General features: G+C 69.5%; 17 protein-coding genes. 9 read left to right on the top strand and 8 right to left on the bottom strand.

Going from position 1 to position 19,533, the window contains the following annotated elements; all coding sequences use genetic code 11:
* Positions 1-11 precede the first annotated feature (11 nt).
* Positions 12-1,805 carry an NAD+ synthase gene (locus ACQP2E_RS06970; protein WP_433829032.1) on the bottom strand — a complete coding sequence of 598 codons (1,794 nt, stop codon included), beginning with the start codon at positions 1,803-1,805 and terminating at the stop codon, positions 12-14.
* A gap of 112 nt (positions 1,806-1,917) precedes the next feature.
* On the opposite strand from ACQP2E_RS06970, the gene glnA reads away from it, so the two are divergent.
* On the top strand, positions 1,918-3,270 hold the full coding sequence (glnA, locus tag ACQP2E_RS06975; RefSeq protein WP_433829033.1) for a type I glutamate--ammonia ligase: 1,353 nt from the start codon (positions 1,918-1,920) through the stop codon (positions 3,268-3,270).
* A gap of 166 nt (positions 3,271-3,436) precedes the next feature.
* Here glnA and ACQP2E_RS06980 read toward each other — a convergent pair whose 3' ends face one another.
* Both ACQP2E_RS06980 and ACQP2E_RS06985 read right to left on the bottom strand, forming a co-directional pair.
* Complete coding sequence (locus ACQP2E_RS06980) at positions 3,437-4,117, bottom strand: hypothetical protein (RefSeq protein ID WP_433829035.1); 681 nt, start codon at positions 4,115-4,117, stop codon at positions 3,437-3,439.
* Positions 4,118-4,140: 23 nt separating this feature from the next.
* On the bottom strand, positions 4,141-4,722 hold the full coding sequence (locus ACQP2E_RS06985) for an RNA polymerase sigma factor (RefSeq protein ID WP_433829037.1): 582 nt from the start codon (positions 4,720-4,722) through the stop codon (positions 4,141-4,143).
* A gap of 189 nt (positions 4,723-4,911) precedes the next feature.
* On the opposite strand from ACQP2E_RS06985, the gene ACQP2E_RS06990 reads away from it, so the two are divergent.
* Positions 4,912-5,337 carry a DUF350 domain-containing protein gene (locus ACQP2E_RS06990; RefSeq protein WP_433829039.1) on the top strand — a complete coding sequence of 142 codons (426 nt, stop codon included), beginning with the start codon at positions 4,912-4,914 and terminating at the stop codon, positions 5,335-5,337.
* 93 nt (positions 5,338-5,430) lie between these two features.
* Here the strand turns inward: ACQP2E_RS06990 and ACQP2E_RS06995 are convergent, their stop codons facing one another.
* Positions 5,431-6,594 carry a low temperature requirement protein A gene (locus ACQP2E_RS06995; protein WP_433829041.1) on the bottom strand — a complete coding sequence of 388 codons (1,164 nt, stop codon included), beginning with the start codon at positions 6,592-6,594 and terminating at the stop codon, positions 5,431-5,433.
* 888 nt (positions 6,595-7,482) lie between these two features.
* Positions 7,483-8,433 (bottom strand): quinone oxidoreductase family protein, encoded by a 951-nt coding sequence (locus tag ACQP2E_RS07000; protein WP_433829043.1) that lies wholly within the window; start codon positions 8,431-8,433, stop codon positions 7,483-7,485.
* Positions 8,434-8,504: 71 nt separating this feature from the next.
* On the opposite strand from ACQP2E_RS07000, the gene ACQP2E_RS07005 reads away from it, so the two are divergent.
* From ACQP2E_RS07005 to ACQP2E_RS07015, 3 genes are read left to right on the top strand one after another with little or no spacing between them, the layout of a single operon-like run.
* A complete protein-coding gene (locus ACQP2E_RS07005; RefSeq protein ID WP_433829046.1) occupies positions 8,505-9,590 on the top strand; it encodes an acyltransferase family protein in 1,086 nt (361 codons plus the stop codon).
* Positions 9,562-10,389, top strand: coding sequence for a type 1 glutamine amidotransferase (locus tag ACQP2E_RS07010; protein WP_433829048.1), 828 nt, complete (start codon positions 9,562-9,564; stop codon positions 10,387-10,389). The genes ACQP2E_RS07005 and ACQP2E_RS07010 overlap by 29 nt, the downstream gene beginning before the upstream one ends.
* Positions 10,389-13,412 (top strand): bifunctional [glutamine synthetase] adenylyltransferase/[glutamine synthetase]-adenylyl-L-tyrosine phosphorylase, encoded by a 3,024-nt coding sequence (locus tag ACQP2E_RS07015; RefSeq protein ID WP_433829050.1) that lies wholly within the window; start codon positions 10,389-10,391, stop codon positions 13,410-13,412. The genes ACQP2E_RS07010 and ACQP2E_RS07015 overlap by 1 nt, the downstream gene beginning before the upstream one ends.
* Positions 13,413-13,418: 6 nt before the next feature.
* Here ACQP2E_RS07015 and ACQP2E_RS07020 read toward each other — a convergent pair whose 3' ends face one another.
* On the bottom strand, positions 13,419-13,922 hold the full coding sequence (locus ACQP2E_RS07020) for a hypothetical protein (RefSeq protein ID WP_433829052.1): 504 nt from the start codon (positions 13,920-13,922) through the stop codon (positions 13,419-13,421).
* A gap of 400 nt (positions 13,923-14,322) precedes the next feature.
* Here ACQP2E_RS07020 and ACQP2E_RS07025 point away from each other — a divergent pair, with 400 nt between their 5' ends.
* Complete coding sequence (locus ACQP2E_RS07025) at positions 14,323-14,472, top strand: hypothetical protein (RefSeq protein ID WP_433829054.1); 150 nt, start codon at positions 14,323-14,325, stop codon at positions 14,470-14,472.
* A 97-nt stretch (positions 14,473-14,569) separates the two neighbouring features.
* Here ACQP2E_RS07025 and ACQP2E_RS07030 read toward each other — a convergent pair whose 3' ends face one another.
* On the bottom strand, positions 14,570-14,956 hold the full coding sequence (locus ACQP2E_RS07030; RefSeq protein ID WP_433833802.1) for a MarR family winged helix-turn-helix transcriptional regulator: 387 nt from the start codon (positions 14,954-14,956) through the stop codon (positions 14,570-14,572).
* A 106-nt stretch (positions 14,957-15,062) separates the two neighbouring features.
* Here ACQP2E_RS07030 and ACQP2E_RS07035 point away from each other — a divergent pair, with 106 nt between their 5' ends.
* Positions 15,063-15,296 carry a hypothetical protein gene (locus tag ACQP2E_RS07035; protein WP_433829056.1) on the top strand — a complete coding sequence of 78 codons (234 nt, stop codon included), beginning with the start codon at positions 15,063-15,065 and terminating at the stop codon, positions 15,294-15,296.
* Here the strand turns inward: ACQP2E_RS07035 and ACQP2E_RS07040 are convergent.
* Positions 15,293-17,002, bottom strand: a complete 1,710-nt coding sequence (locus ACQP2E_RS07040) for a hypothetical protein (protein ID WP_433829058.1) — start codon at positions 17,000-17,002, stop codon at positions 15,293-15,295. The genes ACQP2E_RS07035 and ACQP2E_RS07040 overlap by 4 nt on opposite strands.
* 57 nt (positions 17,003-17,059) lie before the next feature.
* Between ACQP2E_RS07040 and mptB the strand changes: the two genes are divergently transcribed.
* Positions 17,060-18,469, top strand: a complete 1,410-nt coding sequence (gene mptB, locus ACQP2E_RS07045; RefSeq protein WP_433829060.1) for a polyprenol phosphomannose-dependent alpha 1,6 mannosyltransferase MptB — start codon at positions 17,060-17,062, stop codon at positions 18,467-18,469.
* Positions 18,396-19,532 (top strand): glycosyltransferase 87 family protein, encoded by a 1,137-nt coding sequence (locus ACQP2E_RS07050; RefSeq protein ID WP_433829062.1) that lies wholly within the window; start codon positions 18,396-18,398, stop codon positions 19,530-19,532. The genes mptB and ACQP2E_RS07050 overlap by 74 nt, the downstream gene beginning before the upstream one ends.
* Position 19,533: the final 1 nt, after the last annotated feature.

A 19,533-nucleotide genomic window follows, 5' to 3' on the forward strand; every position in this document is an offset into this window, starting at 1 on the left:
CCGCCCGCCGGTCAGAGGTCAGTGGAGGTTTTCACACCTTCTCGAAACAGGTTGGTAATCGGGAGGCGACGATCACGACCGAAAGCCTTGCCGGAGATCTTGGTACCCGGCGCGGACTGCCGCCGCTTGTACTCAGCGAGGTCGATCATGCGAAGCACCCGGTCGACCAGGGCCGGGTCGTTGCCGGCCTCGACGAGCGAAGCCCGGCCCATGTCGTGATCGACATAGCCCTTGATGATCGGGTCGAGGACCTCGTAATCCGGCAGCGAATCCGAATCCTTCTGGTCCGGGCGCAGCTCGGCACTCGGGGCCTTCGTGATCGAGTTCTCCGGGATCGGGGCGTTCGCCTGGGTGTTCCGCCAGCGGGCCAGCTTCCACACCATGGTCTTCGGCACGTCCTTGAGCGGATTGAATCCGCCGACCGAGTCGCCGTAGAGCGTGGAGTAACCGACGGCCAGCTCGCTCTTGTTGCCGGTGGTCAGCACCAGGTGGCCCTCCTGGTTCGACAGCGCCATCAGGATCACGCCGCGGACCCGCGCCTGCAGGTTCTCCACGGCGAGGCCGGAGAGCGACATGTTCGCCAGGAACCCGTCGACCATCGGCTGGATCGGCTCGGTCCGGTAGTCGATGCCGGTGCGCTTGGCCATCTCGGCGGCGTCGTCCTTCGAGTGCTCGGACGAGTACCCGCTCGGCATCGACACAGCGAAGACGCGTGAAGGGCCGAGGGCGTCCACCGCGATGGCGGCTACGACCGCCGAGTCGATGCCGCCGGAGAGCCCGAGGATCACCGAGCGGAAGCGGTTCTTGTCGACGTAGTCACGCAGCCCGAGGGTGAGCGCCGCCCAGATCTCGGCCTCGTCGGAGATCCGCTCGGCGATGCCGCCGTCCTTGGAGGCGCCGGAAACCGCGAAGTCGGAAAGGACCGAAACCCGCTTGATCGCCATCTCGTCCGGGATCGACTGCTCGACCAGTGGCTTCGCCGCATCGGTCGAGCCCTCCGCGTTCGGCGCCGCGTCCGCAGCCGGCAGCTCCAGGTCGTGGACGAGCAGCCCTTCGCTGAACTGTCCGGCCCGGGCGAGCAACTCCCCGTCCCGCGAGACGATCATCGAGTCGCCGTCGAAGACCAGCTCGTCCTGCCCGCCGACCGCGTTCACGTAGGCGACAGTCGCACCGGCCTCGGCGGCTCGCCGCTGCACCAGGGGAAGGCGTACGTCGTCCTTGTTCAACTCGTACGGTGAGGCGTTGATGTTGACGACCAAGCCGGCGCCGGCTCGCCGGGCCGCGGTGAACGGGCCTCCGGCCTGCCAGATGTCCTCGCAGACGGTCAGCGCGACGTCCACGCCGCCGAGGCGCACGACGGTCAGCTCAGAGCCCGGCTCGAAGTACCGGTCCTCGTCGAACACGCCGTAGTTCGGCAGGTGGTGCTTGAAGTACGTGGCGACGACCTGGCCGCCGTAGAGCAGCGCGGACGCGTCACGCCGGCCCCTGCCGGAAACCGCGTCGGAGCTGGTGTGTGCCGGGCCGTCGGCGTCGACGTATCCCACCACCACGGCCAGTTCGCCGAGTCCGTCACCGACCAGGGAGACCGCCAGGTCGTCGAGGGCCTGCCGGGATGCCGCGACGAACGAGTTGCGGAAGACGAGGTCCTCGATGGGGTACCCGGTCAGCATCATCTCGGGGAAGGCCACCAGGTGCGCTCCGGCGCCGGCCGCTTCGCGGGACCAGCGGCGCACCGCCTCGGTGTTGCCGTGAATGTCACCGACTGTCGAGTTCACTTGGGCAAGGGCGATGCGCAGCGTGGGCATGGCCCTTATTGTTCCCCCAGACCGGGCCTTTCGTTCCCGACCCAGGAGCACGTCACAGGCGGTGGTCAGCGTAGTCTCGGCATGAGAATCGATAACGGCACTAGGGGTGGAAGTGGACCGACAGCAGGAGTTCGTGCTTCGCACACTCGAGGAGCGCGACATCCGTTTTGTCCGTCTCTGGTTCACCGATGTGCTGGGCACGCTCAAGAGCGTCTCGGTCGCCCCGGCGGAGCTGGAGTCGGCTTTCGAAGAGGGCATCGGCATCGACGGCTCGGCGATCGAGGGCTTCGCCCGGGTCTACGAGTCGGACATGGTCGCCATGCCCGACCCGACCACCTTCCAGGTCTTCCCGTTCGAGGGCGGCGTCAGCGGCGAGAGCGCCCGGATGTTCTGCGACATCCTGCTGCCCGACGGCAGCGCCGCCTGGGCCGACCCGCGCCACGTGCTGCGCCGGTCCCTCGCCAAGGCCGCGGAGAAGGGCTTCACCTTCTACACGCACCCCGAGGTCGAGTTCTTCCTGATCCAGGACGGGGTGAACGACGGCTCGGTGCCGATCCCGGTGGACACCGGCGGTTACTTCGATCACACCACCCACGCCGTGGCGCGCGACTTCCGCCGCCAGGCCGTGCTGGCCCTGGAGCGGATCGGCATCTCGGTGGAGTTCAGCCACCACGAGGTCGCGCCCGGCCAGCAGGAGATCGACCTGCGGTACGCGGACGCACTCACCACCGCCGACAACATCATGACGTTCCGGCACGTGGTCAAGGAGGTGGCGCTCTCCCAGGGGGTGAAGGCGACCTTCATGCCGAAGCCGTACACCGACCAGCCCGGCTCCGGCATGCACACCCACCTGTCGCTGTTCGAGGGCGAGCGCAACGTCTTCTACGACAGCGAGGACCCGCAGAAGCTGTCCAAGACGGCCCGGTCGTTCATCGCCGGTCTGCTGGTGCACGCCCGGGAGTACACAGCCGTCACGAACCAGTGGGTCAACTCGTACAAGCGGCTCTTCCCGCTGCAGCTGCCGGACCGGATCACCGAGTCGCCGGCGTTCGTGAGCTGGGGCCACCTGAACCGGTCGGCGCTGGTCCGCGTTCCCGCGTTCGGCAAGCCGAACTCGGCACGCGTCGAGGTCCGCTCGATCGACTCGGCCGCGAACCCGTACCTGGCGTTCGCCGTCATGCTGGGTGCCGGTCTGAAGGGCATCGAGGAAGGTTACGAGCTTCCTCCGGGCGCCGAGGACGACGTGTGGTCGCTCTCCCCGGCCGAGCGCAAGGCCGCCGGTTACGAGGCGCTGCCGGAAAACCTGGCCGAGGCGATCGACGTGATGGCCGGCTCGGAGCTGATCGCCGAGGTGCTCGGCGAGCACGTCTTCGACTTCTTCCTCCGCAACAAGCGGGCCGAGTGGGAGCAGTTCCGCCGCGAGGTCACGCCGTACGAGCGTCAGCGTTACCTGGGCGCCCTCTAGAACGACGCCAGGCGGCGGTGATCCTCCCCGTGGAGAGTGAGGACCACCGCCGCCTGACTGGTTCGGCTGCCTACGCTGGGGTGGGGGCGACCCCGTTGTCAGCCGACCTTAAAAGACACCCGATGGACCGCCCGTTCCCCTGATCCGATCCACCGGGTGCCAGCTTTTATCTGCCCTCGTTGTCCCAGTCGCCGCCGGGATAACCGCCCGGGTTGCCACCCGGCCGCGCGCTGACGCTGACCTGAGGCTTCCCAGAAAAGCTGCCGCTGGGCCGCGGCTTGCCGAAGTCGAAGCAGAAGCGCTCGACCCGGTCCTTCCTGCCGGCCTTCTTCACCAGATCACCGAAGTGATCGTCGTCGAGAGCCTCCCGCCGGCCGTCGGAGTCCCGCCCGTCGAACTCCTTGCAGAGATCAGCGAGGCGCTTCGGCGACGGAGAACCCGATGCCGGCCCCGACGCCGATCCGGACGGCCGCGGGTACGCGGACGACGGCTTCGGGTGAGGCGACACGCTCGGCGACGCTTTCGAGTGCGACGGCTTGGCCGAGGACGACGCGAAGATCGGGTTCGGGATCGTTCCGGTGGATGCGGCGAGGGCCACGCCGCCGACGGTCGCGGTGGTGGCGAAGGCGGCCGCCGCGACCTTGAGGCTCAAAAGTTTGAGCATGGGATTTCTCCGGGTGATAACCGTGTCGGGGGAGTGAGCGGCAACCCGGAACGCGGCCATGGCGGCTGCTTCCCCGGCCAGTTCCCGGTCCGTGGCGGGCGCCTTCGCCGCGGACAGGACGTCAGCCAGTGGGTGCCCGGGGACGCTGCCGCGCAGCAAATTCTCCGCTGTCTTCCGGTCCATCGGGCCTCCTCTCTCAGGGCTGCTCATCTCATCTCCTTCAGCGCCGGTACCGGAAAATGTGTCACCGCGGCGCGCTGGGCGAGCAGACGCAGGCCTCGATAGGCGGCGGTCCGTACCGCTCCGGGACGGCGGCCGAGGATCTTTCCGGTGCTCTTGGCGTCCAGGCCGACCACCACTCGCAGCATCACGGCCTCGGCCATCTCCTGCGGCAGCGTCGCGATGAGCGCCAGCGCGGCATCGGTGGTGACGAGTTCCAGCGCGCGGTCGGCGGTGTCGTCGTCCGCGCGTATCTCTTTCAGGTACTCGTCGGCGGGACCGGCTGACTGCGGACGGCGGCGCTGGGCACGCAGCAGATCCATGGCCCGATGCCGGGCGATCGTGGCGGTCCAGCCGCGAAACCCGTCGCCGTCACCGCGAAACGAGTGCAGGTCGCGGGCGATCTGCAGCCAGGCCTCCGACGCCACATCCTCGGCGTCCTCACCGACCAGCACGCGCAGATAGCGGAGCAGAGCCGGTTGCTGCAGGCGGTAGAGCTGCCGGAACGCGTTCTCGTCGCCGGTCTGCGCAGCGCGCACGACCGCGTCGAGCTCCTCCGGTGCCAGCATGCGACCTCCGCGCCTCTCCCCGTTACAGCACTGCGGGCGACGCCAAACAGGCGACCTCCCGTAGTTACAGCGCCGCGACGCGAGAATCTGTCACAGAACTGGGGCGACAACAATTCGGACGCGCTTGAGGACGCGGTAGATCGTCTCCGATACGGTCGGGTGCTGACATCGTGCGACAAGGGAGAGGCCGTGCTGGAAGACCTGCTTGAGGGCGCCGGGCGCAGCATCGTTTTCGGGCTGGTCGGGATCGGCCTCATGGCCGTCGGCTATCTGTTGATCGATCTGCTGACCCCCGGCAAGCTGCGGGACCTGATCTGGGTGGAACGCAACCCGAACGCATCGTTGCTGCTGGCGGCGAACCAGCTCGGCATCGCGGCGATCGTTTTCACCGCCATCTTCACCAGTTACGACTCATTCGGGCAGGGCCTGGCCTCGACGGTCATTTTCGGTCTGCTGGGGATCGGCATCATGGGCCTGGCATTCCTGGTCCTCGACTGGATGACTCCCGGCAAGCTCGGCGAGGTCATCTGCACCCCGGATCGCCACGGCGGCGCACTCGTCAGCGCGGCCTCGCACTTCGGCGCCGCCTTGATCGTCTGCGCCTGCATCTCCTGAAATCTTTTTCAGTACGCCCTAAGCCTCACGCACAAGAGCAACAACGGCCGGGGCCCCGCATGCAAAGGCATTGCGGGACCCTGGCCGGTGGCTTCACTCCGGGACACTTTCGGTCCGCCCGAAATCCCCGATAGCGGCCACCATCCCGAGCCGCCGCACCCGAGGCAGGTCCTCGGCGATCGCGCCGGCCGACATGATGATCGGAATCGCCGCCAGCTGCGCCACCGCCACCCAGTGCCCGAGCGGGATCACGGCGAGCACCGAGGCAGCGACCACGAGCCGGTAACCGATGCCCGGCAGCCCGAGCATCCGCAGGTAACCGGCGTGCCCGACGAGATAGAGCGCCACGCCACCACTGAGCGCCAGCGCCGTTCCCCAGTGCATCGGCTCGAACGCGTACCCGACGGTCTTCTTGATCCCGACCGCGGTCACCACGATGCCGAGCAGCATCGGCACGTGTCCCCAGCCCCATGCGTTCAGCGCGAGCCGGCCCCGGCGGCGCGGGTCGACGCACCCGGCGAGCACCCGCTCGGAGCGCCGATCGTCACCGGCGAAGTAACACCACCACAGGTAGTACGCGATGCAGAGCCCGAGCACCGCGACCAGGATCGCCCCGCCGTCCAGCGGCACCTCACGGAACCCCAGCCCGATCGCGATGATCGACTCGCCGATCGCGATGATCATGACGAGGCTGTGCCGCTCGACGAAGTGCCCGCCCGCGAGCGAGTGCATCTCCAGCCGGTGCGCGTACCCGGTGGCGATCTGCACGAGCGGCGCCGCGATCCAGCAGGCCAGCCGGTACGGCTCCGGCAGCAGACCGCCGACCAGCACCAGCAGGGCGGCGAGCAGGTTCATCGGGGCGAGGAGCCGCAGCATGCGTACGGCGTTCGGGCCGGCCCGCAGGAACAGGACCGAGTGCACGCCGGTCACCACGACGTAGGCGATCCCGAAGATCCAGCCGTACTCGCCGAACGTCTCCGGGATGGCGATCGCCATCACCAGGAAGCCGGACATCCCGGCGAGCAGCAGCGTCCGCCGGGTCGTGGTGATCGGGCCGACCGCGTTGGTGAGCCACGCGTACCCGGAGTACATCCACCAGAGCACGGCCAAAATCAACAGGACGCGGAGCAGCCCGTGCGGTGTCAAATCGTCGGCAAGAGTCTCGCTCAGCTGCATGACGGTGAAGACGAACACCAGGTCGAAGAAGAGTTCGAGCGTGGACACCCGAATACCGGGCGTCTCCTGCTGCACTGTCATGGCGGGGAGCTTAAAACAGCAGTTTTTCAGCCAGTTTTCAGCACGTCCGCTGGTTGTGTGCTGTCTCGGGGGCCGTGTGACGCGCACAGTCGATGCGCACAGTCGACGCGGACAGTCGACGCGGACAGTGTGACAGCACTGGGAGCCAGCCGGATGACGCGAACTGGCTCGCAGCGCTGTCCCGCAGCCGACTTCACAGCGCTGAGGACCGGCCGGGCCGGCTGGCGCCCAGCGCGCACCCTCTCGCCGAACCACGGCCGTGACCACGGGGTTTGTGGCCACGGCGCCCTCAAGTTCGCCATGTCAGCATGCCGATGCGGCGCGCTGAGCCGCCTGATCACCTGGTGGCGCGGAGAAGCGAGATGAAGGCCCACCGTGTGCTCGGAGCTACGTGGGGCGTGGCGCGTGGGGCGTGGCGCGTGGCGCGTGGGGCGTGGGCGTGGCGCGGGGACGCGACGGGACGGGGACGCGACGGGGACGGGGGCGCACGGATGTTCGGTGGGGCGTAGATGGGGTCGCACGGTTGCAGTCGGTGTGACTTCATCACGGCCAGGGCGTGGACTCGGGCACACGGTGGCGTTAGGTGCGACCTGATCCACCCCCGTGCAGGATCGCTCGAGATCTGGTGATTGGCGGCTCGTCCTGTCGTCCTGTCGCGCGGTTGTCGATCTTGTTGACTTGGGTGGCCCCGGCGACGGCGAATTCCACAAGATCGAGCGCAAGTCGGCTCGGGCTGGCGGCTCGGGCTGGCGGCTCGTGCTGGCGGGCACGCGGGCTGGCGGCTTGGGCGGGCTGGCGGCTCGGGCTGGCGGCTCGTGCTGGCGGGCACGCGGGCTGGCGGCTTGGGCGGCCGGCTGGCGATCACGTGCCCCCGCCTGAGCGCGTCTCTCAGTGCAGTTTGCGTACGTCGATGACCAGCTTGCCGGTGGTGGTGCGGCTCTCCAGGTCGGCGTGGGCGCGGGACACCGCGGTGAGCGGGTACCGGCCGCCGATCCGGGCCCGCAGCAGGCCCCGCCCGGCCAGGTGGAACAGCCGGGCCGCGCCGGAACGGTAGAGCTCCTCGTCGTCGAGCACCCGCTGCAGCCGGAACCCGAGGACCCCGGTCGACGCGGTCATCAGGTCGTCCACCGCGACCACGGCGCCGCTGCCGCCCTCGCCGTAGGTCACCACCCGGCCGAACGGCGCGAGGGCCGTCCGCAGCTGCTCGAAGGTCCGGCCGCCCACACCGTCCAGCACCAGTGTCGGCGCCTCGCCCAGCGCCTGCCGTACGGCCGTACCCAGGTCCGGGTGATTGGAGTCGACGGCGGCGTGCGCGCCCAGCTCGACGGCGTACGCCCGTTTCGCCGGTGACGAGGCGAGGGCGACCACCCGGGCGCCGGCCCAGCGTGCCAGCTGTACCGCGAGGTGGCCCACCCCGCCGGCACCGGCGGTCACCACGACCAGGTCGTCCCCGCTGACCCGTCCCAGGGTCTGCAGGCTGTGCCAGGCGGTCAGCCCCTGCTCCAGCACGGCCAAGGCCTGCTCGTCGGTGACACCGGGCGGGACGTCCACGGCGTACCGCCTCAGGGGGGCCGCGACCTGCGCGTACCCGCCGCCGGAGCGCAGCAGGGCGGCGACGCGGCGGCCGTCGGAGCGGAGGTGGCCCACGACGTCGGCGCCGAGGATCGCCGGGAGCTGTGGTTTCTCGTAAAGGCCTCGTCGGCGGGCGACGTCGGCGTAGTTCACCCCGGCCAGCGTCACGTCGACGATCGCCGCGTCCGGGCCGGGCACCGGCTCGTGCACCTCGTCCAGGGCGAACACATGCGGGCCGCCGAATGAGGTGATCGTCGCGGCGAGCATGCCCCATTGAATCAAGGTCGACCGAAAGGTTGTGTACAGGACAACCACAGGTTGCGGCTATAGTGGCGCCGGTGATTGGCTCCCCCCGGCCGCCCCGATCCGCTGCCCTCGATGCGATCCGGGTGCTCGCCATCCTCGCTGTCCTGGCAGGACATCTGCCGTACCGTCCGCCGTGGCTCCCGCCCACCGTGTACGCCTGGCACGTCCCGGTCTTCTTCCTGCTGACCGGGTACCTGTGGCGTTACGGGCGTCCGGCCGGCGACGAGATCAACCGGCGCTGGCTCAGCATCGGCCGGCCGTACGTCACCTGGCTGGCGCTGCTCGGCGTGCCGTTCCTGGTGATCGGCTGCCTGATCCTGAACGAGTACGAACTCGTCGACCAGGTACGCCGCACACTGACCCTGGTCGGCGCGAACCGTCTCTTCACCACGTTCTGGTTCCTGGCCGCGCTCTTCTTCGCCGCGATTCTGGCCCGGCTGCTGGAACCCGCGCCGCGCGCCGCCGCCTGGGCGCTCGCCCTGCTCGGCCTGGTCGCCGGCTATCTGAACGGCAAGTCGCTGTCCTCGCTGCCGCTCTGGATCGGCCTGGCCCTGCCGTCGCTGTTCTTCATCCTGGTCGGCCAGGAGCTCAAGCGTTTCCGCGAGCGCATCCCGATGCCGCTGGTGACCGGCCTGCTCGCGATCGCGGCCGGCGCCGCCCTGGTGGCCACCGGGCTCGCCGAGACCGTCGACATGAAGTACGCCCGGCTCGGCACACCGGTGCTCGGCGTGCTGGTGGCGGTGCTGATCGGCGCCGGCCTGGTGCTGGTCGCCGAGGTGCTGACGCCGGCCGTGCCGGCCGCGATCCAGCGGGTCGTGATCGCGGTGGCGCAGAGCGGCCTGGTCGTTGTGCTGATTCACCCGGCGATCATCTGGGGACTGTCCACCTGGACCGACCTGCGGATGCCGTTCTTCTACACCGCACTTGTGGTCCTGTCCTGGTCGATCGCGTACACGCTGAGCCGCGTTCCGGGCCTGTCCGGCTGGCTCGTCGGGGTGGACCGCCCGCGTGGTGGCACCACCACGACCGTGCCTGCCGCCCGGACAAGGCCGGCTGTCGAAATCGCACCGGACACCGCACCTGCCGCTGATGCGGTCCTGGCCCGCCGGAGCGACTAGCCTCGACGGCGTGGGGACTGCTGCGCTCGTCATCGAAAACGATCCGTCCGACGGCCTCGGCCGGCTGGGTGACTGGCTGACCGAGGCCGGTCTGCCGCTCACCGTGCTGCGCCCGCACGCCGGCGACGAGCTGCCCGGGACACTCGACGGATTCGCGGCGCTGGTCGTGCTGGGTGGCGACCAGAACGCGTACCCGGATGAGGCGGGCGTGCCCGGCGCGCCCTGGTTCCCGGCGCTGGAAGGGCTGTTGCGCAAAGCGGTGCGCTATCGGGTGCCCACCCTCGCGATCTGCCTCGGCGGCCAGTTGCTTGCTGCCGCGCACGGCGGCCGGGTGGAACGCAGCACCTCCGGCCCCGAGATCGGTCCCGGCCTGATCGGCAAACGCGATGCGGCCGACACCGATCCGCTGTTCAAGTGGGTGCCGCTGCTGCCCGACGTGACCCAGTGGCACCGGGACGAGATCACCGAGCTGCCGCTGACAGCGGTGCTGCTCGCCGCCTCCAGCCGGTTCCCGATCCAGGCGTTCCGGATCGGCGACCGGGCCTGGGGCACCCAGTTCCACATCGAGTGTGACGTGCCGATGATCGAAAACTGGGCCCGCGACGACGCTGCCACCCTGGACGAGCTGGGTTACGACCCGGAGTCGGTGGTGCTGGCCACGGCCGAGTCGCTGCCCGATGTCGAGGAGGTCTGGCAGCCGTTCGCCCAGCGGTTCGCCTCGCTGGCGCTGGGCACCCTGCCGGACGCCGACATACCGAACCTCGGAACCGGCCGGACCCTGCCACTTCTGGGTCAGTGATGACCAGGCCCAGCCGGCTCGCCCGGTACGGCTTCGCCGACAACGGCGCCCGTGCCACCGACCTGCTCGGTGCGGACGGGCTCCGGCTGTGGGACACCACGACCCAGGGCCCGGTCGACGCGGCCGCCGCCGACCTGCTCGACGCGCTCTCCAAGACCGCCGACCCGAACCTCGCTCTGCGCCAGCTGCACCGCCTCGCCGAGTCGGTGAGCCGGGCCGCCGAGCGCAGCAACGGCGCCCGGGCAACCGGTCCGGGCAGCGTTTTCGTGCACAACGCGGCCACCGCGGAGCTGCTCGGCGAGCTATCCGGCGACCAGGGCCTGAAACGCCGGCTGCTGGCCGTGCTCGGCGCCTCGTCGGCGCTCGGCGACCACCTGGTGGCCAACCCCGACGAGTGGCGCACCCTCGCGACCGGCAAGAGCGGGCTTCCCCCGGACGCGGAGGGACGCCTTGCCCTTGAGGACTCGATGGGCGATCGACCTCCCACTGTTCCGGCGCTTCGGACCGCGTACCGAATCTCGCTCTTGCGCATCGCGGCCGCGGACCTGACCGGGGGTCGCGGTCTTGAACCGACGATGGCCGCGCTGTCCCGCCTGGCTGATGAGACGCTGGCCGCGGCCTATGCGATAGCGGTGGCCGGCTTGCCGGCCGGGACGCCGGAGCCGCGGCTTGCGGTGATCGCGATGGGCAAATGCGGTGGCAACGAGCTGAATTACGTCTCGGACGTCGACGTGATCTTCGTGGCCGCCGGTGACGAGGACCTGGCGGCCGGCACCACCGTCGCGGCCCGGCTCATCGAGATCGGCGGCCTGGTCGCCTGGCCGGTGGACGCCGCGTTGCGCCCGGAGGGCAGTCGTGGCCCGCTGGTACGCACCCTCGCCAGCCACCAGGCCTATTACCGCAGGTGGGCGCGGACCTGGGAGTTCCAGGCGCTGCTCAAGGCGCGGCCGGCCGCCGGCGATCTGGCTCTCGCGCAGGACTGGCTGGCCGATCTTGCACCGCTGGTGTGGCACGCGGCCGAGCGTCCGGAAGCGGTCGCCGACGTCCGCGACATGCGTCGCAAGATCATCGACAACGTGCCGCCGAAAGAACTCGAACGCGAGATCAAGCGTGGTCCGGGCGGGCTGCGCGACATCGAGTTCGCGGTGCAGCTGCTCCAGCTGGTGCACGGGCGCATCGACGAGACGCTGCGCGCTCCCGGCACGCTCCCGGCGCTGCGCGCCCTGGTGACCGGCGGTTACGTCGGCCGGCAGGACGGCGAGACGTTGCTCCGCGGGTACCGGTTCCTGCGCGGTGTCGAACACCGGCTGCAACTTCAAAACCTCAAGCGTACGCACACCGTGCCCGACGATCCGGCCGGTCTGCGCTGGCTGGCGGCAGCTCTGGGATACACCGCACTGCCCGGGCGCGACGCGGTCCAGGCGTTCCGGTCCGACTGGGTCGGCCACGCCGCCAACGTCCGCCGCCTGCACGTGAAACTGCTCTACCAGCCGCTGCTCGAAGCCGTCGCCCGGGTGCCCACCGAAGAGCTGCGGATGACCCCGGAATCGGCCCGCAAACGCCTGGAGATCCTCGGTTTCGCCGACCCGGCCGGCGCCGTGCGGCACCTGGAGGCGCTCACCGGCGGCGTGACCAGGACCGCAGCGATCCAGCGGACCCTGCTGCCGATGCTGCTCCAGGACTTCGCCGACGCCCCGGAACCCGACCGTGGCCTGCTCAGTTACCGCCAGGTCTCCGACAAGCTGGGCAGCACACCCTGGTATTTGCGCCTGCTGCGCGACGGCGGCCCGGTTGCCCGGCGCCTGGCCCGGGTGCTCAGCCTCTCCCGGTACGCCTCCGACCTGCTCACCCGTGATCCGGAAGCGCTCCGGCTGCTCGCCGACGACGACGAGCTGCTGCCCCGGCCACGGCAGGCGCTGCTCGACGGGTTCGCCGCGGCCGGCGATCGGCACGCCACCGACCCGGTCCAGGCGATCAGCGCGGTCCGCGCCCTGCGCCGCCGGGAACTGTTCCGGATCGCCTGCGCCGACATCCTCAGCCAGGACGAGGAGCTCGCCCCGGAACGCCCGCTCGACGTCGACACCATCGGGATGGCCCTCTCCGACGTCACCGATGCCACGCTCGGCGCCGCGTTGCGGATCGTCCGGCGTACCAAACCGGGCCCGGCCGGCTTCCGTTTCGCGATCATCGGGATGGGCCGGCTCGGCGGGTACGAGATGAGCTACCCCTCCGACGCCGACGTGCTCTTCGTGCACACCGCGCCGCCCGGCACCCCGGAGGGCGAGTCCAGCACGGCGGCCCGGGGCATCGCCGAGGAGCTGCGCCGGTTGCTGCAGACGCCGGCGCCCGACCCGGCCCTCGGCGTCGACGCGGACCTGCGCCCCGAAGGCCGTCAGGGTCCACTGGTTCGCAGCCTTCAGGCGTACGAGCAGTACTACGCCCGCTGGTCGAAGGTCTGGGAGGCCCAGGCGCTGCTGCGGGCCCGCTTCGTCTGCGGCGACACGTCGCTCGGCGCTGAGTTCGAGCAGCTCGCCGACGGGGTTCGCTACCCGTCCGGCGGCCTCAGCCGTGAGCAGGTCATCGAGATCCGCCGGATCAAGGCGCGGGTCGAGACCGAGCGGATGCCGCGCGGCGCCGACCCGAACACGCACACGAAACTGGGCCGGGGCGGCCTCGCCGACGTCGAATGGGCCGTCCAGCTGCTCCAGCTGCGGCACGCGCACGCCGAACCGGAACTGCGCAAGACCCGGACCATGGAGGCGCTGGACGCGGAGTGCCGGGCCGGTCTGGTCGACTCGTCGGACGCGTCCGCGATGACGGCCGGGTGGACCCTCGCGGCCCAGGTGCGTAACGCGCTCACGCTGGTCCGCGGCCGGCCCACCGACCAGTTGCCCCGGCACGGGGTCGAGCTGGCGGGCGCGGTGCTCCTTCTGGGCGGCGGCGATCCGGGTGAGTTCGTCGACAGATATCTGCGGCTGACCAGGCGGTCCCGGGCGGCGATGGAGCGGGTGCTGGAGTCCTGAGCCTCGTCAACAAGGGCTCGACGTGCCCTCGCCGTTGAAGATCCGGTAAGCATCCTTCTTGGTGATCGTGTAGCTCACTCGCCAGTCGGTGCATGTCTCGTCCAGGCGGTCGTCCGGGCCGTCGCCGGGGTCCTGCTCGCTGGTGAAGGTCACGTCCGCGCCCAGCCGCCCGGGACCCAGGTCGGTCAGTTCGCGCAGCACCACGTCCGAGTCCTTCGCGGTGGCCGTGCCGTCGGTGAACCGGGCCATCTGTTCGGGGTCGTCCGGGTCGAGTTCGCCGGCCGGGTCCAGGACTTCGGCCACCTTGGCGTAATCCTTCGCGTTGATGCCGGTGAAATAGGTTTCCAGCATCGCGGCGACCTCGGGGGCGCGTTCGTGTGCCACGTCGTCGGCTACCGTGACCAGCCTTTTCGGCTCGATGACCTTTTCTTCGCGGGCCGGCGGCGGCGGTGCGGTCTGCGGCGGTGCGTTGCTGCTCGTTCTCTTGTCCTGCTTGTCGGTGGAATCCATCAGGCGAGGTCCACCGAGGATCGCGGCGGCCGCGAGGGCCGCGACGAGGACGACGATCGGTACGGCGGGGACCAGCCGGCGGCTCGACGGCTCGTCGTCGTCGGCGGGGTCGGCGGGTTCCGGGATCCACGTGGTCCTCGGTGTTCCGGGTGCCTGCTTTTCATGGGTTTCATGGGTTTCGCGGGCTTCGCGGTTTTCTGGGGCCTCTCGGCCTTCGCGGGCTTCAGGCGGCAGCGTTTCGGGTGGCGGCGGCCAGGTCCGGCCGGCTACCGAAGGGGGCGCATTGCGGGCGTTTCTCGGCTCCCAGCGCTCCGGGAGCTCGTTCCTTTTGGTCGGCTCCGCATGCCGGGGTTCCGTTCGTTGCGGCCTCGGCGGTAACGCGTCCCATCGGGTTGGCTCGGTGCTCCGGGACGGTCGGCCGCACGCCTGGCACGCGCTCGGATCGCCGTCGTTCGTCTCGCCACAGCTGCCGCAGATCCACATCGGCTGGTCGACTCCCGTCATCCTCGCCGGATCCCAGGACAACGGGAATTTTCCGGGAATTCAGTGAATCGCGCCGCAGAGGATGGCGATAGGCCGCTAAGGGTGACGTTTCCACCGATCAACCGATACGGGTGACGGATTAGTAGCCGATTCGCGAGACGGTCTCAGTGCGTGGCGGCAGCGATTACCCGAGTCAGTGCGGCGTGAACACTTCTCAATTCTTCGAGTGGCATGCCGAGCCGTTCCACCACGGCCGGCGGAATGCGCTCCGCGTCGGATCGCAGCGCCCGACCCCGCTCGGTCAGCGTGATCGCGAGACTGCGCTCGTCGGCGGGATCCCGCTCGCGCCGCAGATAACCGATCGCCTCGAGCCGTTTCAGCAATGGCGACAGCGTGCCCGGGTCGAGTTGCAGCAGCTCGCTGAGCCGGCGCACGGAGAGCGGAGCGTGCTGCCAGAGGGCGAGCATCACCAAGTACTGAGGGTGGGTCAGGCCCATCGGCTCCAGGAGCGGGCGGTAGATCGCCACAACACTGCGGGCGGCCACCGACATGGCGAAACAGACCTGCTGCTCAAGAGCCAGCGGGTCGGTCTCGGAGTGGTCTGGATCACTCACAGTTCGTGTCTCCTCAGGTCAGCCGTTAGTCTACCAATAGTTGGTGTACCAACCATTGGCCCGCAAAGCATCGGAGGCGATCACCATGTCGAAGTTCTCGAACTGGTTCCACCAGACGTTCGACGACTGGGTGTTCCGGTCCCTGATCGGCCCGGCGCAGACCAAGGGCGCCGTGCAGGGCTGCGACGAGCATGCCCGCGAGCAGTGGAAACGCGACCTGGAAAACCGCAAGCGCTTCACCAGGGAGCAGCGCGAAAGGCGTAAGGCCGCTCGTTAGCGCAGGCTGCTGGTGAGTGTGTAGCGGCCGGGGGCCGGGACGTTCACCCGGGTCCAGTCGCCGGCGGCGCTCACCGTTGCGCCGTCAGAAACGGTCAGCCAGCGGTGGTAACGGACGCGCACGTCCACCCGGCCCGCGCTTGAGGCGTCGAAGATCACCGATGCCGCGTCCTGGTGGACCAGGTTGGGGGCGATCGGGCGGGGGTTCGTTACGGCGTACAGATGCCAGTGGGAATGCGACCAGATCAGGGTGAGGTAAGGCAATCCGCTGGTCACCAGCTGGGCTTCGGATCTTCCAGGCCAGGCGAGCGTGACGTCGGGCACCGCGACGAATTGGACGGCCTGTTCGTCGAGCCAGGCGCGGTAGCTGTCGGCGGTCAGCTCGACGCCGGTGCCGGATGCGCCGGGCACTGTCGTGAAGAAGAGCGGGTTCCGATCAATATCGGCCTGCCGCAGCCAGCCGCGCGCCAGCGGGACGTCGCCCATCGAGGCCGCTTCCCAGTAGGCACGGGTCGGCGGGATCTCGACGCGCCCGGTCAGTTTCTCGGCGGCGAGCCGGTCGCGAAGCGGTTGAAAATAGGCCGGATCGGACGCTGGGTTGCCGATGTCGCGCACGTCGTCGATCACCACTGGCGGCTGCCACCAGATCAAAACCGCGAGCAGCGCGATCCCGGCGATCCGGTCCCGCTTTTTGTTGGTACGCGGGAACGACGCACCGTAAGCCGCCAAGATCGGCAGTCCGAACATCACGGCGAGCCTGGTCGCGTTGAGCCCGACCGGAGTGTGGATCAACGCGGCCGCGAGCACCCCCGCCGATGACATCAGCGCTCCGGCACGCACCGCGCGAATCGGCACGAAAACGGCCACGACCAGGCCGGTCACGACCGCACGTACGGTGTCCGTCCGGCTGATGTTCATCCAGCCGCCGTCGCCGAAGAGCAGCGCGGTCAAAGCGAGCGGCACGGCAGCCGGGACGGCGAGAAGAAGCCCGTCCCACCGGCGCAGGCCCGGCGCTCCTTCGGCCGGCGCCGGCGAGTTTCCGGCTGGCGCCGGTGAGCTTCCGACCGGCGCCGGTGAGTTTTCGGCTGGCGTTGGCCGGTTGCCGGTCAGCAGAAGGGCCGCGCCGGCGAGGCCGGTGAAGAGGCCGGCGACCGGGCTGGTCGCGGACGCGAGGAAGGCGGCGGCCGCGGCGAGGTTGCGCCACCGCGGCACGGTGAGCAGGACCAGTGCGGCGATGCCGAAACAAACACCGAGACCGTACGTGACACGGCCGCTGATCAGGTTGCCGGCGAACGCGACCGTGCCGAAGACCGCGCCGAGCCAGGGCCGAGCTGCTCCCGTTCGGGCTTTTTCGGCCCGGGCTGCTGCGGTCGGGGCTGCTGCGGTCGGGGCTGCTGAGGTTCCGGCTGCTGCGGTCCGGCGGAAGAGCACCGCGAGCAGCACGGATCCGGCGACGAGGGAAAGCACGCCGGTGACGCGTACGCCGAGCAGCGCCATCACGGGCTGCGACACGAGGCTGTAGCCGAACTGTTCGACGCCGGCGTACCAGCTCAGGTCGACCGGGGTGAGGCCGTGCCCGGCGAAGAAGTCCGCGCGGGCCACCTGAGCGGCGAGGTCGGAGCCCATCCGGGGCAGCAGAAGGTAGATGCCGCCGAGGATCGCCGCTCCCAGCGCGGTGATCCATTCCAGCCGGTGCCGGGCCCACATCCCGCCGACCCTACCGGTTTCCCGGAGGTAGCAGCCTGTCACGGTAGGGTCGTCGCCATGCCCCGTCCGTCCCTCGTCCGATACACGGGGCTGGCAGGCAGTCTGCTGCTGGCGGTGGCCGCCTGGCTCGGCGGCGCCTCCAGCCCGTGGAAACCCAACGTGACACCGGGCACGATCTTCTCCGGTGACAACGGTGTGCTGCTCCCGGTCAGCTGGCTGGTCGGCACCGTGCTGCTGATCGGCGCGTGGTGGTCGGGCCGGCGGGATGTGCCGTCGTTGCGCTGGGCCTATCTGACGGCTGCGCTCTGGGCGGTGCCGCTGCTGCCGGTCCTTCCGCTGGCCAGTTACGACGTCTACTCGTACGCATGTCAGGGTTGGCAGCAGGCGGCGGGCCTCGACCCGTACTCCGGCGGGGTTGATCTTTTGGGGTGTCCCTGGGCCGACGCCGTCTCGCCTACCTGGAGTGACGCCCCGGCGCCTTACGGTCCGGTGTTCCTGGTGCTGGCGGCGTTTGCCGCCTCGGTGGGCGGCTCGCTCGGCGGGACCGTCGCGATGCTGCGGCTGATCGCGGTCCTGAGTGTCGTGGTGATCGGCTGGTGCCTGCCGATGCTGGCGCGGCGCGCCGGTGTGCCGCCGCAACGGGCGGTGTGGCTGTTCCTCGCATGTCCGCTCGTGCCCATTCACCTGGTTTCCGGCGCGCACAATGACGCGGTCATGGTCGCCCTGCTGGTGGCCGGTCTGGCGGTGGCCCAAGCCGCCGTCACCTGGCCGCGAATGATCGCGGCAGGTGTGCTGCTCGGCCTGGCCGTCGGTGTGAAGGCGACCGCCGTGGTGGTGCTGCCGTTCGCTCTGCTGCTCCTGCCGAAGCCCTGGTGGCGTGCGACTGTGCTATTCGGTTTCGCGGCGCTGGGCACACTGGCGACTGTCTCGCTCGGTGCCGGTCTCGGGCTCGGCTGGGTGACCGGCCTGTCCGGAAGCGGCATCTCGGTGCAGTGGACCGCGCTGCCGACCGCGGTGGGCCTGACCCTGGAAGTGCTCGGGGTGCCGAGCGCCGTGCCGGTCACCCGGGTGCTGGGAATGATCACCCTGGCCGTGGTGCTGGTGGTCCTCTGGGTGCGCGCTTTTGCGCGTTTCGAGCAAGCTGTGCACTATGCGGGCCTTGCCCTGGCCGCCACCGTGCTGCTCGCTCCGGTTTTTCATCCGTGGTACGCCCTCTGGCCCCTGGCCGTGCTCGCCGCGACCGTGCGTAAGGAGACCCTGTGGCTGGTCGCCCCGTTCGCGGTGGCCGCGGCGCTCTGCCTGCCGGACGGATACAACCTGGCCCTCGTCACGAAGACGCAGGGTGCCGTCGGCATGACCGTGCTCGCCGGCTGTCTAGCGTGGAAAGTCCTGCATGAAGCGAATCAGCACACTCGTCGGCCTGGCGCTGCTCACGATGGGGGCGATCGTCCTCACCGGTCTCCGTAACGAGTACTTCGACTCGAAGGTCTATTACGGGGCGGTTCAGTACTGGTTCCGTGACGGCGGGATGGTCTACGACTTCCTGCGACCGGGTACGCCGTACGGATTCACCTATCCGCCGTTCGCCGGTCTGGTGATGTCGCCGATGGCATATCTGCCGTTGTGGCTGGTGGCGGCGGTCGCGAGCGTGGCGACGATGGCGACGACGGCGGCGTTGGTGTGGTGGCTGGCCGGCCCGTACATCCGGCGTCGGCGCTGGCCGTTCCGCTACGCGTTGGTGGTCGCCGTGTTGCTGGCGCTCCTCTTCGAACCGGTCCGCGAGACGATCACCTTCGGTCAGGTCAACACCCTGCTGCTCGCCCTCGTCACCGCGGACATGCTCTTCGGCGTGGCCCGCGGCCGGAAGTGGGCCGGTGTCGGTATCGGACTGGCGGTGGCGATCAAGCTGACGCCCGGCGTCTTCATCCTCTATCTGCTGGTCACCCGGCGCTGGCGTGCTCTCGCCACGTCGATCGGCTCGGCGGCGGCAGCGACGCTGCTGGCCGGGGCGCTCTTCCCGGATCAGTCCCGGGAGTTCTGGACGTCGGCGCTCTGGGACACCAACCGGGTCGGGCTGCTGTATTACCTGTCGAACCAGTCCGAACGGGGTCTGCTCGCGCGTCTGCCGATCGAGACGGTGGAGTCCCGGGTCTGGCTGGTCTGCGTCGTGGCGACGCTGGCGGCCTGGGGATGGCGGGTCTTCCGCGCGCCGGACGATGTCGTGGGCGGGCTCGCCCTGACTGGTGTCCTGGGGTGCCTGATCAGCCCGGTCACCTGGATCCACCACTGTGTCTGGTTGATTCCGGCGTTGGTGCGATGTGTGGAGATGGGACGCCCGTACCTCGGTATTTCGGGGTATGTGCTGATGACCTCGCACCTGACCTGGCTCTGGGAGAAACGGCCCCGGCCACCCCTGGAGCTGCTCGGCGGAAACATTTATGTCTGGTTCAGCCTGGCTCTGCTCTTCTGGACACCCCTGCGCACCCACAGTTCGCCTGAAGTCCATGCGACGGACAAGATCATCGCGTAGT

It is taken from the genome of Actinoplanes sp. CA-015351 (assembly GCF_050955685.1).
In the GTDB taxonomy this organism is placed as follows: domain Bacteria; phylum Actinomycetota; class Actinomycetes; order Mycobacteriales; family Micromonosporaceae; genus Actinoplanes.

Coding starts and splice junctions, on each gene's coding strand:
- ACQP2E_RS07040 (WP_433829058.1), bottom strand. CDS start 17,002: ATGTGGGCCCGGCACCGGCTGGAATGGATCACCGCGCTGGGAGCGGCG.
- mptB (WP_433829060.1), top strand. CDS start 17,060: ATGCCCCGTCCGTCCCTCGTCCGATACACGGGGCTGGCAGGCAGTCTG.
- ACQP2E_RS07010 (WP_433829048.1), top strand. CDS start 9,562: ATGCGGTCCTGGCCCGCCGGAGCGACTAGCCTCGACGGCGTGGGGACT.
- ACQP2E_RS06995 (WP_433829041.1), bottom strand. CDS start 6,594: ATGACAGTGCAGCAGGAGACGCCCGGTATTCGGGTGTCCACGCTCGAA.
- ACQP2E_RS07015 (WP_433829050.1), top strand. CDS start 10,389: ATGACCAGGCCCAGCCGGCTCGCCCGGTACGGCTTCGCCGACAACGGC.
- ACQP2E_RS07020 (WP_433829052.1), bottom strand. CDS start 13,922: ATGGATTCCACCGACAAGCAGGACAAGAGAACGAGCAGCAACGCACCG.
- ACQP2E_RS07030 (WP_433833802.1), bottom strand. CDS start 14,956: ATGTCGGTGGCCGCCCGCAGTGTTGTGGCGATCTACCGCCCGCTCCTG.
- ACQP2E_RS07050 (WP_433829062.1), top strand. CDS start 18,396: ATGAAGCGAATCAGCACACTCGTCGGCCTGGCGCTGCTCACGATGGGG.
- ACQP2E_RS07000 (WP_433829043.1), bottom strand. CDS start 8,433: ATGCTCGCCGCGACGATCACCTCATTCGGCGGCCCGCATGTGTTCGCC.
- ACQP2E_RS06970 (WP_433829032.1), bottom strand. CDS start 1,805: ATGCCCACGCTGCGCATCGCCCTTGCCCAAGTGAACTCGACAGTCGGT.
- ACQP2E_RS06985 (WP_433829037.1), bottom strand. CDS start 4,722: ATGCTGGCACCGGAGGAGCTCGACGCGGTCGTGCGCGCTGCGCAGACC.
- ACQP2E_RS06980 (WP_433829035.1), bottom strand. CDS start 4,117: ATGGACCGGAAGACAGCGGAGAATTTGCTGCGCGGCAGCGTCCCCGGG.